Source organism: Pseudomonas sp. R2-7-07 (assembly GCF_003852355.1).
Lineage (GTDB): Bacteria > Pseudomonadota > Gammaproteobacteria > Pseudomonadales > Pseudomonadaceae > Aquipseudomonas.
In genome coordinates this window covers 3219000-3236722 of record NZ_CP027759.1, presented here as the reverse complement: position 1 = coordinate 3236722, position 17723 = coordinate 3219000, and the positions used below count along the sequence as shown (strand labels likewise).

General features: G+C 60.9%; 15 protein-coding genes and 2 riboswitches. Of the genes, 5 read left to right on the top strand and 10 right to left on the bottom strand.

Annotated features, from left to right (window positions below):
* Positions 1-176: 176 nt before the first annotated feature.
* Positions 177-734, top strand: coding sequence for an NADPH-dependent FMN reductase (locus tag C4J86_RS14705; RefSeq protein ID WP_124363126.1), 558 nt, complete (start codon positions 177-179; stop codon positions 732-734).
* A 51-nt stretch (positions 735-785) separates the two neighbouring features.
* Here C4J86_RS14705 and poxB read toward each other — a convergent pair whose 3' ends face one another.
* Positions 786-2510 carry a ubiquinone-dependent pyruvate dehydrogenase gene (gene poxB, locus C4J86_RS14700; protein ID WP_124370934.1) on the bottom strand — a complete coding sequence of 575 codons (1725 nt, stop codon included), beginning with the start codon at positions 2508-2510 and terminating at the stop codon, positions 786-788.
* Between the two features lie 77 nt (positions 2511-2587).
* Entirely contained in the window at positions 2588-3820 is a 1233-nt protein-coding gene (locus tag C4J86_RS14695) for an NADH:flavin oxidoreductase/NADH oxidase family protein (RefSeq protein WP_124370933.1), read from the bottom strand.
* Positions 3821-3891: 71 nt separating this feature from the next.
* On the opposite strand from C4J86_RS14695, the gene C4J86_RS14690 reads away from it, so the two are divergent.
* Positions 3892-4296, top strand: coding sequence for a MerR family transcriptional regulator (locus C4J86_RS14690; RefSeq protein ID WP_124370932.1), 405 nt, complete (start codon positions 3892-3894; stop codon positions 4294-4296).
* 298 nt (positions 4297-4594) lie between these two features.
* Here the strand turns inward: C4J86_RS14690 and C4J86_RS14685 are convergent, their stop codons facing one another.
* From C4J86_RS14685 to metH, 4 genes are all read right to left on the bottom strand, one after another.
* Positions 4595-5089 carry a DUF934 domain-containing protein gene (locus C4J86_RS14685; RefSeq protein WP_124370931.1) on the bottom strand — a complete coding sequence of 165 codons (495 nt, stop codon included), beginning with the start codon at positions 5087-5089 and terminating at the stop codon, positions 4595-4597.
* A complete protein-coding gene (locus C4J86_RS14680; RefSeq protein WP_124370930.1) occupies positions 5073-6731 on the bottom strand; it encodes a nitrite/sulfite reductase in 1659 nt (552 codons plus the stop codon). Before C4J86_RS14680 ends, C4J86_RS14685 begins: the two co-directional genes overlap by 17 nt.
* Before the next feature lie 388 nt (positions 6732-7119).
* Positions 7120-7335: a DUF2970 domain-containing protein gene (locus C4J86_RS14675; protein WP_124363120.1), complete on the bottom strand. Its 216-nt coding sequence runs from the start codon at positions 7333-7335 to the stop codon at positions 7120-7122.
* 181 nt (positions 7336-7516) lie between these two features.
* Positions 7517-11227 (bottom strand): methionine synthase, encoded by a 3711-nt coding sequence (gene metH / locus C4J86_RS14670; protein ID WP_124370929.1) that lies wholly within the window; start codon positions 11225-11227, stop codon positions 7517-7519.
* A gap of 348 nt (positions 11228-11575) precedes the next feature.
* On the opposite strand from metH, the gene nfuA reads away from it, so the two are divergent.
* A complete protein-coding gene (gene nfuA / locus C4J86_RS14665; RefSeq protein WP_017136914.1) occupies positions 11576-12160 on the top strand; it encodes a Fe-S biogenesis protein NfuA in 585 nt (194 codons plus the stop codon).
* 141 nt (positions 12161-12301) lie between these two features.
* Here nfuA and cobM read toward each other — a convergent pair whose 3' ends face one another.
* The 4 genes from cobM to C4J86_RS14645 all read right to left on the bottom strand — a co-directional run bounded on the left by cobM (position 12302) and on the right by C4J86_RS14645 (position 14415).
* On the bottom strand, positions 12302-13051 hold the full coding sequence (gene cobM, locus C4J86_RS14660) for a precorrin-4 C(11)-methyltransferase (RefSeq protein ID WP_124370928.1): 750 nt from the start codon (positions 13049-13051) through the stop codon (positions 12302-12304).
* Between the two features lie 70 nt (positions 13052-13121).
* Complete coding sequence (locus tag C4J86_RS14655) at positions 13122-13514, bottom strand: cobalamin biosynthesis protein (protein ID WP_124370927.1); 393 nt, start codon at positions 13512-13514, stop codon at positions 13122-13124.
* Complete coding sequence (locus C4J86_RS14650; RefSeq protein WP_124370926.1) at positions 13511-14215, bottom strand: CbtA family protein; 705 nt, start codon at positions 14213-14215, stop codon at positions 13511-13513. Before C4J86_RS14650 ends, C4J86_RS14655 begins: the two co-directional genes overlap by 4 nt.
* Positions 14216-14226: 11 nt before the next feature.
* Complete coding sequence (locus tag C4J86_RS14645; protein WP_124363113.1) at positions 14227-14415, bottom strand: CbtB domain-containing protein; 189 nt, start codon at positions 14413-14415, stop codon at positions 14227-14229.
* Between the two features lie 96 nt (positions 14416-14511).
* Positions 14512-14713: riboswitch (cobalamin riboswitch) on the bottom strand.
* Positions 14714-14897: 184 nt separating this feature from the next.
* Between C4J86_RS14645 and C4J86_RS14640 the strand changes: the two genes are divergently transcribed.
* On the top strand, positions 14898-16322 hold the full coding sequence (locus C4J86_RS14640; protein ID WP_164487777.1) for a M10 family metallopeptidase C-terminal domain-containing protein: 1425 nt from the start codon (positions 14898-14900) through the stop codon (positions 16320-16322).
* Between the two features lie 46 nt (positions 16323-16368).
* A riboswitch (cobalamin riboswitch) is annotated at positions 16369-16569 on the top strand.
* Positions 16570-16661: 92 nt separating this feature from the next.
* Positions 16662-17723, top strand: coding sequence for a cobalamin biosynthesis protein CobW (gene cobW, locus C4J86_RS14635; protein WP_124370925.1), 1062 nt, complete (start codon positions 16662-16664; stop codon positions 17721-17723).

Here is a 17723-nt window from a genome sequence, read left to right as displayed (position 1 = left end):
CAGTGAGCGGGGTAGTTTACCTATAAGAAAAAAATACTATTCGTTTAAAGTTTCAGATGTTTCCTACGCGGGCGCGTGCGTGGCGACTTCTTGGGCATTCGCAAAAACACTCTGGTGCACGCGCCGCGAAGCCTTTATAACTATTCGCTCCTTTAGTCACACGTCGGGAAACCTCAATGAGCAAGGTCTACACGATTGCCGTCCTGGTTGGCAGCCTGAGAAAAGAGTCGATCAACCGCAAGGTCGCCCTGGCATTGGCCGAACTGGCACCCGCCAACCTCAAGTTGAATATTGTCGAGATCGGCGATCTGCCGCTCTACAACGAGGACATTGAAGGTGCAGCAGCGCCGGAAGCCTACAGTACTTTCCGCAAACAGGTGAGTTCATCCGACGCAGTGCTGTTCGTGACCCCGGAATACAACCGTTCCGTGCCCGCGCCGTTGAAGAATGCCATCGACGTAGGCTCTCGCCCTTATGGGCAGAGTGTCTGGGGCGCGAAGCCAGGGGCGATCATCAGCGTGTCGCCGGGCGCCATGGGTGGCTTTGGGGCCAACCATCACCTGCGCCAGTCTTTGGTGTTTCTGGATGTTTGGTGCATGCAAACGCCGGAAGCCTACCTGGGCGGCGCGGGCAGTGTGTTCGACGAGGCGGGCAAGCTGTCGGAGAAGACCAGGCCGTTCCTGCAAGCGTTTATCGATGCGTTCGGCCAGTGGGTCGAAAAACAAAAGGGCTGAATTGACAAGGCGTGCTGATGTGGGAGGGAGCAGGCTCCCTCCCACAGGGCATCACCGCAGCCAGTTGGTGCGTGCCAGTTCGATCACTTCATCGCCACGCCCGCTCATCACGGCCTTGAGCATATACAGGCTGAAGCCCTTGGCCTGTTCCAGCTTGATGCTCGGCGGCATCACCAGCTCTTGAGTCGCGGTAACCACATCCACCAGCACCGGGCCGTCGTGGGCCAGGGCGCGGCGCAGGGCCGGCTCCAGGTCTTCGGATTGCTCCACACGGATCCCCAGGATGCCCATGGCGTTGGACATGGCCGCGAAGTCCGGGTTTTTCAGCTCGGTTCCGGTGTCCAGGTAGCCTGCGGCCTTCATCTCCATCGCGACGAACCCGAGTGACGCGTTATTGAACACGACCAGTTTCACTGGCAGGTTCAATTGCGCCAGAGAAATGAAATCCCCCATCAACATGGTGAAACCGCCGTCGCCAGACATCGAGATCACCTGGCGCCCAGGGAATGCCGCCTGTGCGCCGATGGCCTGGGGCATGGCGTTGGCCATCGAACCGTGGTTGAACGAGCCGATCAGCCGGCGCTTGCCGTTCATTTTCAAATAGCGCGCGGCCCATACGGTCGGTGAGCCGACATCGGCGGTGAAGATCGCGTCGTCATCGGCCAGCTCGCTGAGCAGGCGTGCCACGTATTGGGGGTGGATCGGCCGATCCGCCTTGGACGGTTGCGCCAGGTCATCCAGACCCTGACGGGCTTTTTCGTAATGCTTCAACGAGGTTTCGAGAAAGCTGCGATCCGTCTTGCGGGTCAGGCGTGGCAGCAACGCATCGAGGGTTTCACTGACATCGGCGGCGATGCCCAGGTCCAGGGTCGTGCGTCGTCCCAGGGCCTGGGGGTCGCGGTCGACCTGAACGATCGTCGCGTCGGTCGGGTAGAACTGGCGGTAGGGGAAGTCGGTGCCGAGCATGATCAGGGTGTCGCAATCGAGCATGGCGTGGTAACCGGAGCTGAACCCGATCAGGCCGGTCATGCCGACGTCGAACGGGTTATCCCACTCCACATGCTCCTTGCCGCGCAGCGCGTGCACCACCGGCGCGCCGAGGGCATCGGCCAGCGCGACCACTTGGTCATGGGCGCCGGCGCAACCGCTGCCGCACAGCATGGTGACTTTTTCACTGCGTTGGAGGATCTCGCTCAGCCGCTGCAGATCGGCCTCTGCCGGCAAGGTGCGCGGTGCATGCAGTGCCGGCCAGGGCTTGAGCTTGTCCTCCACTTCCAGCAGCGAGACATCCCCTGGGATCACCACCACCGCCACGCCCCGATTGAGGATCGCTGAACGCATGGCACGATGCAGCACCTGGGGCATCTGCTCGGGGTTGCTCACCAGCTCGATAAAGTGGCTGCACTCCTTGAACAACTCCTGGGGATGGGTTTCCTGGAAGTAGTTCAGGCCGATCTCCGAGGACGGAATTTGCGCGGCAATCGCCAGTACCGGCACATGGTTGCGATGGCAATCGAACAGCCCATTGATCAAGTGCAGGTTACCCGGCCCGCAACTGCCGGCGCACACCGTCAGCTCACCGGTGGCAGCGGCTTCGGCACCGGCGGCGAACGCGGCCACTTCTTCGTGGCGCACATGCATCCACTCGATGCTGTCCATGCTGCGCAGGGCGTCGGTGAGGCCATTGAGGCTGTCGCCGGTCAGGCCCCAGATGCGCTTGATACCTGCCTGTTCAAGGGTGGTTGCCAACTGCTGGGCCAGGTTGATTTTCGCCATGAAGAACTCCAATCGTCAGTGAGATGAATAACTGCTGATCAGTAGAGGACAGTTCGATCACGGCGAATGCTCCGCCTCTAATGTGAAGATTGCGTCATGGCCGCGCGGTATTGGCGCGTGCGTCGAGCGAGGAACCATTGGTCACGCACCAGCGCCCACCAGGGAATGACGTTGAGGCTGGGCAGGCGGCCGCGGCTCAGGCGGCGCATCTGGTGGCGCACCACAGCTACCAGCGCAAGGGCCGCCAGTGTCTTGCGCTGCCAAGTGATCGGTTTGAGCTGCGGATTGAGCTCGCGACCGTCGCGCCAGTGTTTGATCAGTTGCGGTTCCAGGGTCAGGGCGGTGGCGATGCCGGCCATGGCGATGCCGCTGTCCAGTACGTGCTGCACGATGGCCAGGCGACGGATGCCGCCGGTGACCATTACCGGCATCCGGGCGATGGTTGCCAGGTCTTTGGCGAATTCCAGGAAGTAGGCTTCGCGGGCCAGTGTGCGGCCATCGCGAGCGTCGCCTTGCATCGCGGGTGCCTCGTAGCTGCCGCCGGATAATTCGAGCAAGTCGATCGGCAATGCGTTGAGCATCTCGACCACCGCACGCGCATCGGCTTCATCGAAGCCGCCGCGCTGGAAGTCGGCCGAATTGAGTTTGACCGCCACGCAAAATGCCGGGCTGACGCTGGCGCGCACGGCGCGGATCACTTCCAGCAGCAGGCGCGCGCGGTTTTCTAGTGGGCCGCCCCAGCGGTCGGTGCGTTGGTTAGTCAAGGGCGACAGAAATTGGCTGAGCAAGTAACCATGGGCGCCATGGACCTGCACACCGGTAAATCCTGCTTTCTCGGCCAGGCGGGCACTGGTGGCGAAGCGTTTGATTACGTCTTGAATGTCGTCTTCGGTCATGGCCCTGGGTTGGGCGAACAGCTTCGAAAAGCCGCCGAGGTCCAAGGCGATGGCCGAGGGTGCCAGCGCTTGCTGGCCCAGGTTGGCCATGGTCTGGCGTCCTGGGTGGCTGAGCTGCATCCAGAAGTGCACAGCCTTGCTCCGTGCCACATCGGCCCACTCGCGAAAGCTGTCCAGGTGCTGCTCGTCCTCCAGGGCAACACCGCCTGGGCCGGTCAGGGCACGGCGGTCGATCATGACGTTACCGGTGAGCAGCAAGCCGGGTTCACCCTCGGCCCAGGTCGTGTACAGCTGCTTCAGTTCACGGGAGGGGGCCTGATTGAAATCGGCCATGTTTTCTTCCATCGCTGCCTTGGCAATGCGGTTGGAAATAACCTGGCCGTTGGGCAGTTGCAAGGCTTCAAAGGATGACATGGATTGACTCCTGAGCGGGGGAGGCCTCAGGCTAAGCTTAAAGTTAACTTTAATGTCAAGCGGGCGTTTCGATGAATATTGGTGAGCTGGCAAAACAGAGCGGGTTGGCGGCGTCGCGTATCCGCTTTTACGAGGCCGAGGGCTTGATCAGCCAGGTGGGACGCCAAGCCAATGGGTATCGGCGTTATGCACCCGAGGCGCTGCAGACGCTGCAATTGATCCAGAGCGCGCAACAGGCCGGGTTTACCCTGCAGGAACTCAAGGCGTTGATGCCGGCGCCGGGGGAGCACAGGCGCGATGAGTTGATCGAGGCGTTGGAGCGCAAAGTGGCCCAGATCGAGGTGATGCAGGCGCAGTTGGCCCACAGCAAGGCGCAATTATCAGGCGTGATCGATGCGGTGCGGGCGCAGCCAGACGATGTACCGTGCTCCATGGGGCAGAAGCAAGTGCTGGCGTCGATTAAACTGCAATCTTGAAGTCGCTGAATAGCCAAGGTGGGAGGGGGCTTGCCTCCGATGACGGTGTGTCAGTCCCGCCTAAGCTGGCTGACCCACCGCAATCGGGGGCAAGCCCCCTCCCACATGTTTAACCGTGTTTCGGCTGGCTATTTGTAGGGTTCCCATCTACTTCAACGCTGTGCGCAGATGCAAAATCTGCCGGATGTACGCAGATCCAAATGTGGGAGGGGGCTTGCTCCCGATGACGGTGTGTCAGTCCCGCCTAAGCTGGCTGATCCACCGCCATCGGGGGCAAGCCCCCTCCCACATTTTTTACTCAGCGGCGTCGGAATAGCGGTAGCGGCTCATCCGTTGCAGCCTGGTACGTCACCGAAAAGTCTTTAAGGCTTTCCAGCGCTTCGTACGGGTCTTTGTCGGGGCGCAAGGCGAAGGCATCGAAGCCGCAGCGGCGCAGGTAGAACAGTTGGTCGCGCAGCACGTCGCCAATCGCCCGCAGTTCGCCCTTGTAGCCATAGCGCTCACGCAGCAGGCGGGCGTTGGAGTAGTTGCGTCCGTCGGTGAAGGCCGGGAAGTTCAGGGCGATGACTTGGAAATGTTCCACGTCATCACCGATCTCCTCGGCTTCTTCATCGGCGTCCAGCCACACGCCCAGGCCGCCGTCGCGGGCCTTGAGGGCGTGGCCGTGTTCGCGCCACAGGGCCAATGGGACGATCAGGTCGTCGCAGTTGGAAATGCCGTCGAAGCTCGCATCCTTGGGCAGCAGGTGCCAGGTTTCGTCGACGACTTCGTTGTGCTTAATGATTCGCTGCATAGACGCGCTCCTTGAACAGGTCAATGCCGATGCGCTGGTAGGTGTCGATGAAACGCTCATCTTCGGTGCGCTGTTCGATGTACACGTCGATCAGCTTGCCGATCACCTCGGGCATGGCTTCCTGGGCGAAGGACGGGCCGAGGATCTTGCCCAGGCTCGCCTCGCGGCTGGCGCTGCCACCCAGGGACACTTGATAGAATTCTTCTCCTTTCTTGTCCACGCCCAGGATGCCGATGTGGCCGACGTGGTGGTGGCCGCAGGCGTTCATGCACCCGGAGATGTTCAGGTCCAGCTCGCCGATGTCGAACAGGTAGTCCAGGTCGTCGAAACGGCGCTGGATCGATTCGGCGATCGGGATCGACTTGGCGTTGGCCAGGGAGCAGAAGTCGCCGCCCGGGCAGCAGATAATGTCGGTCAACAGGCCGATGTTCGGCGTGGCAAAACCGCCTTCGCGCAGTTCGCCCCACAGGGTGAACAGTTGGCTCTGCTCGACGTCCGCGAGAATGATGTTCTGCTCGTGGGAGGTGCGCAGCTGGCCGAAGCTGTAGCGGTCGGCCAGGTCGGCGACGGCGTCCAGCTGCTTGTCGGTGATGTCGCCCGGTGCCACGCCGGTGGGTTTGAGCGACAGGGTCACCGCCACATAGCCCGGTTGTTTATGCGCCAGGGTATTACGCGTGCGCCAGCGGGCGAAGCCCGGATGCTGCTGGTCGAGTGCCGCGAGCTCGGCGTCCTGATTTGTCAGGGCCTTGTACTCGGGATCAACGAAGTGCTTGGCCACGCGCTGCACTTCGGCTTCGGTCAAGGTCGTCTGGCCGCCGCGCAGGTGTTCCATCTCTGCGTCGACTTTCTGCGCGAACACCTCAGGGGTCAGCGCCTTGACCAGGATCTTGATCCGGGCCTTGTACTTGTTGTCGCGGCGACCATAACGGTTGTAAACCCGCAGGATCGCGTCGAGGTAGCTCAGCAGGTCCTGCCACGGCAGGAACTCGTTGATAAAGGCGCCGACCACCGGGGTACGCCCCAGGCCGCCACCCACCAATACCCGGAAACCCAGCTCGCCGGCGGCGTTGTGCACCGGCTCCAGGCCGATGTCGTGGACTTCGATGGCGGCGCGGTCCGACGTCGAGCCATTGATGGCGATCTTGAACTTGCGCGGCAGGTAGGCAAATTCGGGATGGAAGGTGGTCCATTGACGCACGATTTCACACCAGGGACGCGGATCGATCACTTCATCGAAGGCGACGCCGGCGAATTGGTCGGTGGTCACGTTGCGCAGGCAGTTACCGCTGGTCTGAATGGCGTGCATCTGCACGGTCGCCAGTTCAGCGAGGATGTCCGGCACGTCCTCCAGGGCCGGCCAGTTGAACTGCACGTTCTGGCGGGTACTGATGTGGGCGTAGCCTTTGTCGAAGTCGCGGGCGATCTTGGCCATCATGCGCGTCTGCCGCGAGGTCAGCTGGCCATAGGGCACAGCCACCCGCAGCATCGGCGCAAAGCGCTGAACATAAAGGCCATTTTGCAGGCGCAGAGGGCGGAACTCTTCTTCGCTCAGTTCACCTGCTAAGTAGCGTCGGGTCTGATCACGGAACTGCTTGACGCGGTCCTCGATGATGCGCTGATCGTATTCGTCGTATACGTACATATAGGTCCTGTTCTCGGCAAATCTGCGCGCACGGCCGCGCACTCCCAACGGAGCCGGCGCACGATACCAGTTTGCGTTTATGCGCAAAAGTGATGTTTGAGTATATGCAAATAACCAAAATGACTAATGGGAAGGGTTATTGCGATATCCACATTTGTCATAGGGGCAAGTCTGGTCTTTACTGGTGTCGAGTCTTAGGGCAATCACCTATAAAACCGACAAGAGGCGATGCGATGAGCAATTCGACAAAAATACGTAAACCCGACAGCACCGTGGATGCCTGGGCGATTCTGTTCCTGATCATCCTTGTAGTGGGCACCGCTGTGTTCTGGGTCAGCCACCAGTAAGTCATCCCTTCAGCTTGCAGTCCTTGCCGCCTCGGCCGGCTTCATACCCCGGCCAGGTGCAGCACCAGCTTGACAATGCCAAACAGCGTCAGCGCAAACACTGCCGTGAATACAATACCCATTATCACGAAGTGGCTCGGCTTGCCGTGAGTGAAGTCGCGGGCGCGGTTCTTGCCGCTTTGCACGCCAAAGGCGGCGGCCAAGACGCTGTGGAGCATCTGCCAGAACGTGGGCGGTTTGTGCTGTGGGTCGTCCATGGATTCCTCGCAATGAGGTGCGACTGAGTGAGGTACGACAAAGCATAGCCGAGCCCCCGCGCCATGGCGGCCCATATAGCTAACCACCACCCATACGATTACCGGTGCTTACCCGTTTGGGTTGTAGACCGCAACGCCCGTGCAGGGGCTCGGCAAGCCCCTGCACGGGCGCAAGAGCCTATCAGTTGTCGTAGCCCAGGTTCGGCGCCAGCCAGCGCTCGGTCACGCTCAGGTCCTGGCCCTTGCGCGCGGTGTAGCTCAGCACCTGGTCCTTGTCGACCTTACCCACGGCAAAGTACTGCGCCTGCGGGTGGGCGAAGTACCAGCCGCTGACGGCTGCCGCTGGGAACATCGCATAGTGCTCCGTAAGGAACACACCGCTGCGGCCGGCCTGCATTTCCCGGGCCTCGGGGTCGAGCAGTTGGAACAACTGGGCTTTCTCGGTGTGGTCCGGGCACGCCGGGTAACCTGGGGCAGGGCGGATGCCGCTGTATTGCTCCTTGATCAGCGCATCGTTGTCCAGCTGTTCGTCCTTGGCGTAGCCCCAGTGTTCTTTACGCACTTGCTGGTGCAACCACTCGGCGCAGGCTTCGGCCAGGCGGTCGGCGAGGGCCTTGACCATGATCGAGTTGTAGTCGTCGCCGGCGTCCTGATAGGCCTTGGCGACCTCTTCGGCGCCGATGCCGGCGGTGGTGATGAAGCCACCGATGTAGTCGGTCACGCCGCTGTCCTTGGGCGCGACAAAGTCGGCCAGGGAGAAATTCGGCTTGCCGTCGGTCTTGATGATCTGCTGGCGCAGGTGGTGCAGCCGGGCGATCGGCTGGCCGTCTTCGCCATAGACTTCCAGGTCATCGTCCTGCACCTGGTTGGTCGGCCAGAAGCCGAACACCGCACGGGCGCTGATGAGTTTTTCGTCGATCAACTTCCTGAGCATTTCCCGGGCGTCGGCATACAGCGCGGTGGCCGCTTCACCCACCACTTCATCGGTGAGGATGCGTGGGAATTTGCCGGCCAGGTCCCAGGAAATGAAGAACGGCGTCCAGTCGATGTACTCGGCCAGCACGTTGAGGTCGATATTCTCCAGCACCCTGGTGCCGGTAAAGGTCGGCTTGACCGGGGCGTACGTGCTCCAGTCGAACTGCGGCTTCTTGGCAATCGCCGCCGGGTAGCTCAGGCGTTCGGTGCGGGCGCTGCGGTTGGCGGTGCGCTCGCGTACGTCGATGTATTCCAGGCGGGTTTTCTCGACGAAACCGGCTTTCAATTCCTTGGACAGCAACTGCGTGGCCACGCCCACGGCACGCGAGGCGTCGGTCACGTAGATCACCGCGTCATTGCTGTACTTGGGCTCGATCTTCACCGCCGTGTGCGCCTTGGAGGTGGTTGCGCCACCGATCATCAGCGGCAGGTGGAAATCCTGGCGCTGCATCTCGCGGGCCACGTGCACCATCTCGTCCAGGGACGGGGTGATCAAGCCGGACAGGCCGATGATGTCGCACTTCTGTTCCTTGGCCACCTGCAGGATCTTTTCCGCCGGGACCATCACGCCCAGGTCGACGATGTCATAGCCGTTGCACCCCAGCACCACGCCGACGATGTTCTTGCCGATGTCGTGCACGTCGCCCTTGACCGTGGCCATCAGGATCTTGCCCTTGGCCTCCGGCTTGTCGCCCTTTTCCAACTCGATAAAGGGAATCAGATGGGCCACGGCCTGCTTCATCACACGGGCGGACTTGACCACCTGGGGCAGGAACATTTTGCCGGCGCCGAACAGGTCACCGACGATGTTCATCCCGGACATCAGCGGGCCTTCGATCACCTCGATCGGGCGCGCGAACGACATTCGCGATTCTTCAGTGTCCTCGACGATATGGGTAGTAATGCCCTTGACCAGCGCGTGTTCCAGGCGCTTGTTCACCGGCCAGCCACGCCACTCTTCGGTCTCGGCTTCCTTGACGCTGCCGTCGCCCTTGTACTTGTCGGCGATGGCGAGCAGGGCGTCGGTGCCGTCCGGGGTGCGGTTGAGCACCACGTCTTCCACCGCATCGCGCAGCTCGGCTGGGATCTGGTCGTAGATCTCCAGCTGGCCGGCGTTGACGATACCCATGGTCAGCCCGTTGCGGATCGCATACAGCAGGAACACCGAGTGGATCGCCTCGCGCACCGGGTTGTTGCCACGAAACGAAAACGACACGTTGGAAACGCCACCGGAGGTCAGCGCGTAGGGCAACTCGTCGCGGATGTAGGCGCAGGCATTGATGAAGTCGACGGCGTAGTTGTTGTGCTCTTCGATGCCGGTGGCGACCGCGAAGATGTTCGGGTCGAAGATGATGTCTTCCGGCGGGAAGCCCACTTCATTGACCAGGATGTCATAGGAGCGTTTGCAGATTTCCTTCTTGCGCGCTTCGGTGTCGGCCTGGCCGGCTTCGTCGAACGCCATCACCACCACGGCTGCGCCATAGCGCTTGCACAGCTTGGCGTGGTGAATGAACTGCTCCACGCCTTCCTTCATGCTGATGGAGTTGACGATGCCCTTGCCCTGGATGCACTTGAGGCCGGCTTCGATCACTTCCCACTTGGAGGAGTCGATCATGATCGGCACGCGGGAGATGTCCGGTTCGCCGGCGATCAGATTGAGGAAGGTCACCATGGCCTTCTTCGAATCGAGCATGCCCTCGTCCATGTTGATGTCGATCACCTGGGCGCCGGCTTCCACCTGCTGCAGGGCGACTTCCAGGGCTTCGGTGTAGTTGTCTTCACGGATCAGCCGGGCGAACTTGGCGGAACCGGTGATGTTGGTGCGCTCGCCGACGTTGACGAACAACGAGCTGCGATCGATGGTGAACGGCTCCAGGCCGGACAGGCGGCAGGCCTTGGGAATGTCCGGGATCGAGCGCGGCGCATAACCGGCCACGGCCTTGGCGATGGCTTCGATATGCCCCGGCGTGGTACCGCAGCAGCCACCGACGATATTGAGGAAGCCGCTCTGGGCGAAGTCTTCGATGACCTTGGCCGTTTCCGAGGGCAGTTCGTCGTACTCGCCGAACTCGTTGGGCAGGCCGGCGTTAGGGTGCGCGGAAACGTGGGTATTGGCCTTGTTCGACAACTCTTCCAGGTACGGGCGCAGTTCGCTGGCGCCGAGCGCGCAGTTCAAGCCGACCGAAATCGGCTTGGCGTGGGCTACGGAGTTCCAGAACGCTTCGGTGGTCTGGCCGGACAACGTGCGCCCGGAGGCATCGGTGATGGTGCCGGAAATCATGATCGGCAGCTCTACGCCCAGTTCCTCGAACACGCCTTGCACCGCGAAGATCGCGGCTTTGGCGTTAAGGGTGTCGAAGATCGTTTCGATCAGGATCAGGTCGGCGCCGCCTTCGATCAGGCCGTTGGTGGCCTCGGTGTAGTTTTCCACCAATTGATCGAAGGTCACGTTGCGGTAGCCGGGGTTGTTCACGTCCGGCGACAGCGAGCAGGTGCGGCTGGTGGGGCCGAGAACGCCGGCGACGAAGCGCGGCTTGGCCGGGTTCTCGAGGGTCTTGGCGTCGGCCACTTTACGGGCCAGGCGCGCGCCTTCCACGTTTAACTCGTAAGCCAGCTCTTCCATGCCGTAGTCGGCCATGGAAATGCGCGTGGCGTTGAAGGTGTTGGTTTCAAGGATGTCGGCACCGGCATCCAGGTAGGCCTTTTCAATTCCACCAATCACGTCAGGGCGGGTGAGCACCAGCAAGTCATTATTGCCCTTGACGTCGCTTGGCCAGTCGGCGAAGCGTTTGCCACGGTAGTCCTGCTCCTCAAGCTTATAGCTCTGGATCATCGTGCCCATGCCACCGTCAAGGATCAGGATGCGTTCCTTGAGGGCGTGGTGAAGGGCTTGCAGACGAGCGCTACGATCGGACATGGGACTACTCTAAGTCAGGCATTACGAAGGGTATCGATCATACCAAACCTGTGCGAATTTTAAGCGTGTCGGGATTAACATGAATGTCACTCATGTTGGCGAAGGCGCTGGCCGTTGGGATCGCCGCCACTTAATAGAGCGCATACATTGAACCCGGACCGGGTACCTATACGCTTGGTGTAATCGTCAGCGCCGTCCTGGTGCTGGAGAAGGAAAGGAAACCTATCGCTCGCTCAAGCGTTGGCTAGGCGTGGAGGATCGGGTAATTATTTCCCGACAAAAATACTAGGACTTTGTACCTCTGTAATGATTTGGCGTAAACTGCCGGCAAGCCTGTGAGGAGTTTCCATGACTGCCATAACCATTACCGACGCCGCCCACGATTACCTGGCTGACCTGCTGTCCAAGCAGAACACCCCAGGCATCGGCATCCGCGTCTTTATCACCCAGCCCGGCACCCAGTACGCCGAGACGTGCATTGCCTACTGCAAGCCTGGGGAAGAGAAACCTGAAGACACCGCTCTGGGGCTGAAAAGCTTCACCGCGTATATCGACAACTTCAGCGAAGCCTTCCTCGACGACGCCGTAGTCGACTACGCCACCGACCGTATGGGCGGCCAGTTGACCATCAAGGCGCCGAACGCCAAGGTGCCGAACGTCAACGCCGACAGCCCGGTCAACGAGCGCATCAACTATTACCTGCAGACCGAGATCAACCCGGGGCTGGCCAGCCACGGCGGTCAGGTCAGCTTGATCGATGTGGTTGAGGACGGCATCGCCGTATTGAAATTCGGCGGCGGCTGCCAGGGCTGTGGCCAAGCGGATGTGACCCTGCGCGAAGGCATCGAGCGCACCCTGCTGGAGCGTATTCCAGAGCTCAAGGGCGTACGCGACGTGACTGACCACACGCAGAAAGAAAACGCCTACTACTGAGTAAGGTGTTCACTGCGAGCATAAAAACGGCGCCCCGTGAGCGCCGTTTTTTTATTGTTTTTTTTCAAGTAGTTGCGCGACATTGATGACGCAGAACATTAACTGTGGGAGCAAGCCCCCCTCCCACAGTTCTGGCGGTGTTTATCCGGGGCGATAGAGATGGGCATGGCCGGCACGGTAAAGCGATGACTCGCTGAAGCTGTCATTGGTTAGCACGCGGCCCACCAGGATCAGCGCGGTACGCCGGAAACCTTTTGCCTCAACCTTGGCCACAATATCCTCAAGCGTGCCAACTGCCCAATCTTGATCTGGCCACGTCGCCCGATGCACCACGGCAATCGGGCAGTCCGCGCCGTAATGCGGCAACAGTTCCGCGACGATCTTTTCCAGGTGGTTGACCCCCAGGTGAATCGCCATGGTCGTGCCGTGTCGCGCCATGCTGTCGAAGTCTTCGCCCGCCGGCATGTTGGTTTTATCGGCGTAGCGCGTCAGGATTACGCTTTGGGCGATGTCCGGCAGGGTCAGCTCGGCCTCAAGCAGCGCTGCACACGCCGCTACTGCGGTGACGCCAGGAATGATCTGGAACGGTATGCCCAGCTCGCGCAAGTAACGAATCTGCTCGCCAATCGCGCCGTACAGGCTCGGATCGCCGGAGTGCACGCGTGCCACATCCTGGCCATTGGCATGGGCGACCTTGATCAAATCAATGATCTGCTCCAAGTGCAGTTCAGCGCTGTTGACCACGTGTTCAGCGTTATGACCTTCCAGCACCGCCGTTGGCACCAGCGAGCCCGCGTAAATGATCACCGGGCAACTGCGAATCAGTCGCTGGCCTTTGACGGTAATCAGTTCCGGATCGCCGGGGCCGGCGCCGATGAAGTAGACGGTCATGGGGGATTCCTGTGGAAAAACGGGCGAGCATGAAGACTGCTCATGATCGGAAGGGACGATTATCGAGGTTTTAACCGGCGCAGGCCAATGCAAAGGTGGCCTGGGCGGTTTTTTTGCGAGTGATCAGCAGGCGTGCGGGGGCGTTGGCAAGATGTTCGGCGAGGGCCAGGGCAGCGCTTTCGGCGACCCCATGGCAGCCGGTATGCGTAAAGGCAACGGCCGATTTATGGCTCAGCCGATCTTCATAGACGGCCAGTTGTTCAGCGCTGAAACACTGCAACGGCAAGCCCAGCAATCGAGACAGGGCGAGCAGCCCCGGTTCCTCGCGCTTGAGGTCGATACTTGCCAGTGCGGTAATGCTGTGGCGTTCAATCCCGCCCTCGGCGAGGGCGGTGTCAAAGAGGCTCAGCAGGGTGGGAAGATCACAACCGCGCTGGCAGCCCAGGCCGACCACCAGGGTCATGCCGAGTATTGATCGTCGCGGTTGCGGCGGAACAGCCAGGCGCTGATCAGGCCCAGTGCCAGCCAGAACGCCACGTTGGTCAGCTGCGACGCGATCTTGAACTGGGCCTCCAGGGCTTCTGGCGCGAGCATCGAATGCACCTCCGGTTGCGGCGCACCCACCACATGCGGCACGGCCAGGATCGCCACGCCCAGCACTTTGAGCAGCCAGTTGCGGCCGAATACGATCAGCGCAATACCGGCGGCGGTAGAGGCGGCAGTACCGATCCACCAGATCTGGCGTTGGGCCAGGTCAGCGGCAGCGGTGCCCGGCAGCTCTGGCGGCAGGCCCAGGGTCGGCGCCAGCACGAAGGTCGCGTAACCGGCCAGACCCCACAGCAGGCCTTGGGCCGTGCGGGTCGGTGCGCGTAGCGTGTAGAGGCCGGCCAGCATCAGGGCGAACCCGACGGCAACTACCAGATTGCCACCGGTGGTGGACAGCACGCGCTGCCAGCCGTCTTCCGGTTGCCAGGCTTCGGCATCGTGGGTGTGGGCGGCGGCGCCTGCGGCATGTTCATGCGCTGGTTCGGTGGCTGCCGGGGCGTTTTCAAAGGTTTCCGCCTGCAGAATCAGCGGGGCGACCCAGAAGCTTTGCAGCAGGGTCAGCAGCAGGGCGGCCAGCAGGCCTGTGAAACCTGCGGTTTGGGCAATACGCTTGATCATGTCGGCAGGTCTCAGTGGCACGGGAACGCGGCGCTGTGGCGGGTATCGTGAGCAGCGTTGTGCACGGCTTCGATGTGTGAGAAACCCGCGAAATACACCAGGCACGCGCCGAGGATCGACGCCCCGATAGCGGCGGTCAGGCGTTGGCCCAGGGTGGCGGAGTTGCTGGCGGTGTGCGAGGTGCTGCTGATGATCGACATGGCGCGTCCCTTCTGGGTGTCAGGGTGAAACGAGCGCATGAAAACCCCGCGAGCCGGGCACGCAGGGTTCTGAACAGCGCCCGCCCACCGCGGGTTTGTTATCTGAATTTTTCGGGCCGGTCTCCGGGCTTGCGAGGGGCGCTTGGCCTATCAAGCATCTCCTTCCCATGCACAGCACAGTGGATTTGACGCTTCGCTCGCTTACCGTTGCGGGGGCAGCACCGGACTTGCCATAGCTCTATGGCGCACCGGTTTCCCGTTTCACCCTGTGAAGGGCACCCGAAACAAGTTGCATAGGAAAACACGGGCGAGACCTGGGCGTCAATTGAGGTGGGGGCGGGCGCTGGATGGGGAGGGCGTGAGCAGCTGATGAGTAATATCTTTAATTGGTTTGTGTGGGTGTCGCGCTTTATTTTGAATGTTTCTTGTTGGAAGCTGGGCGCCTTGAATGTTGATGTGTCATTTATGAGGCTTAGTTCACGATGAGTGTATCTCGCGCCAAGTTTAATCCGGGTAATGTTTGCGCACATACGGATCAACCGCACAAGTTGCCCGAGTCCCAGCAAGCATTCTCAAGCGTTAACGCCCCTGCGCATGGAGATCGCTCCCAGCGCACCGATGATCCGTATTCCCGCGCAAGCTTCAATAAACCTGTGTGGTCGTTGAGCGATATGGCGCACCAGATCGATCGTAAGGGGCGTAGATTGAATGACAGTAATGGCGACCACACAGTGCAACTCTCTTATACGTTTAATGAAGTTGCAAAAAATGAAAGTAAGTTTAATGAAACACAAAAAAATCAGGCCCGACGCTCAATGCAGTCCTGGGCGGATGTTGCGAAGGTTACTTTTAAAGAAGATGCCATTGAATCCGAAGGCCGGTTACGGTTTGTCAACGACAAGGCGCCCACAGTCGCCGACGCTTTGTTCTCACATTATCAGGGCCGGGTGCGTGTGAACCCCGGCTATGCGGATAACCGTGCACCGCAGGTCAACGGCTTCGGGCGCCAAACGCTCACGCACGAGATCGGCCACATCCTGGGCGCCGCACATACAGGCGATTATGACGCTACTCGTGGCCCCGCCACCTACCACGCGCAGGCCGCCTATGCACAAGACAGTCGGGCCTACTCAGTCATGAGCTATTTTGACGTGAGCCATACTCATCAGGATTTCAAGGGGCAACACGCCTCCTCGCCATTGATGGCCGACATCGCCTGGGCTCAGAGGGTGTTTGGTGCCAACCATCAGACGCGCAATACAGATACTACCTACGGGTTCAACTCCAATACCCAGCGAGACGATCTGTCCTTGAATTCGTCTCGCGACGGTGCTGTGTTTTGCGTCTGGGACGGCGGCGGCAACGATACGTTGGACTTCTCTGGATATCATCAGGACCAGGTGATCAACCTGCGCGCCCAGTCTTTTTCCGATGTAGGAGGAATGAAGGGCAATGTCTCCATCGCCAAGGGCGTTACCCTGGAAAACGCCATCGGTGGTTCAGGTAAAGACGTGCTGATCGGAAATGACGCTGACAACCGCCTCACCGGCGGCGCCGGCGCGGACCACATGCGAGGAGGCGCGGGCAGCGATACGTTCATCTACCAGTATGCCAGTGATTCGACGTTATACGCCCCGGACCAGTTGATGGACTTTGTCAGTGGGCAGGACAGCATCGATATTTCCCCGCTGTTGCGCAGGCATGGCCTTGGCTCGCTGATTTTTGTCAGCCAGTTCACTGGGCGGGCAGGCGAGGTGGGCGTGGGTTACGATCCGCAGACGGACGAGTCATGGGTTGTACTCGACCTGACCGGCAACGGCGAAATTGATTTCTATCTCCAAAGCCACGGGCAGATACGGCATACCGACATTGTTGGCGATGTGCCTGTCAGCTTTCATCACGCGTGAACCCTGCCTCCCGGGTAGGGGACATTGACCGCCGACCCTGCACTGCGTAGCCTTGCTCGCTCGAGGTTCTTCGGCCCAGGCCGAAGCTAAGAAGGGAACGCGGTTCAAGCCGCGGCTGCCCCCGCAACTGTGAAGGGTTCTACTGACTGCCACGCCACTGCCGATCCGGCGGGAAGGCGCAGTCAGCGCCGGTCGCAAGACCCGCAAGCCCCAAGCCAGGAGACCTGCCTCGCAATCGATTTTTCAATTCAACCGGGCGGGGTGATCCGGTGACGAAATCCGCTGCTGCGCGCCGTCGCAGGGCCTATCGTCCCGTATGCCCGCCCCAAAGGGCATCCGATGAAAACACTGGCCAAACTCCCCGTCACCATCGTTACCGGTTTCCTCGGCTCGGGAAAGACCACCTTGCTGCGCCATATGCTCGACAACGCCCAGGGCCGTCGCATTGCGGTGATCGTCAATGAATTCGGCGAGCTGGGCATTGACGGGGACATCCTCAAGCAGTGCTCCATCGGTTGCACCGAAGAAGAAGCCAACGGCCGCGTGTACGAGCTGGCCAATGGCTGCCTGTGCTGCACCGTGCAGGAAGAGTTCTTCCCGGTGATGCGCGAACTGGTGGCCCGGCGTGGCGACCTCGACCATATCCTCATTGAAACCTCGGGCCTGGCCCTGCCCAAGCCGCTGGTCCAGGCCTTCCAATGGCCGGAAATCCGCAATGCCTGCACCGTGGACGCGGTGATCACCGTGGTCGACAGCCCGGCCGTGGCCGCTGGCACCTTCGCCGCGTTCCCGGACCAGGTCGACGCCCAGCGCAAGCTCGACCCGAACCTGGACCACGAATCGCCCCTGCACGAACTGTTCGCCGACCAACTGGCCAGTGCCGACCTGGTGATCCTCAACAAGGCCGACCTGATCAGCGCCGAAGACCTGGCCCGCGTGCGCCTGGAAGTGGCCGAGGAGTTGCCGCCGGCGGTGAAAGTCATCGAAGCCAGCAGCGGTCGCGTACCACTGGACGTGTTGATCGGTCTGGGTGCCGGCTCCGAGGAACATATCGACGCGCGCCATAGCCATCACGACCATCACCATGACGGTGAAGACGATCACGACCACGACGCGTTCGACTCCATCTCCATCGACCTGCCGCCAGCCGACGAAGCCCTGCTGCTTGACGCCCTGACGCAATTGGTGGTGCAGCACGGCATCCTGCGCGTCAAGGGCTTCGCCGCCATTCCGAACAAACCGATGCGCCTGTTGATCCAGGGCGTGGGCACACGTTTCGACAAGCATTTCGACCGTGCCTGGGGCGCCGATGAGGCACGTACCACGCGCCTGGTGCTGATCGGCCAGGCGCTTGACGCGGCAGGCCTTGAAGCGCAACTGCGCGCCGCCATCAGCGCCTGA